At 70.7% G+C, this 311-nt stretch carries 1 protein-coding gene; it reads left to right on the top strand.

From position 1 onward, the window contains the following. A partial coding sequence (locus RM844_RS33390) for a hypothetical protein (protein WP_311671161.1) occupies window positions 1-311 on the top strand: 311 nt, incomplete at both ends.

Genomic DNA, 311 nt, shown 5'->3' with positions numbered 1-311 from the left:
CGACGTGTTCGACGACGACGCCCAGGCCGTCATCCCCTCGCTGCGCAACCAACGCCCCCAGGCCGAGGCCCTCCTCCAGATGGCCGCCCGCCTGTGGGTACGGGGCGTCCCCGTCAACTGGCAGACGCTCTATGACCAGTTGGGCGGCGGCCAGACGCCACGCGTTGACCTGCCGACCTACGGCTTCCAGCGGGAGCGGTTCTGGCTGCGTCAGGGCGGGACCGGGGATGCCACCGGTCTTGGTCAGGCCCGGATCGACCATCCCGTCCTCGGTGCCGTCATCGAGGTGGCCGGCTCCAGCGAGATCGTGG

It is taken from the genome of Streptomyces chisholmiae (genome assembly GCF_031845445.1).
In the GTDB taxonomy this organism is placed as follows: domain Bacteria; phylum Actinomycetota; class Actinomycetes; order Streptomycetales; family Streptomycetaceae; genus Streptomyces; species Streptomyces chisholmiae.
The sequence above is the reverse complement of the archived record's forward strand: the minus strand, read 5'-3'. Positions and strand labels throughout refer to the sequence as shown.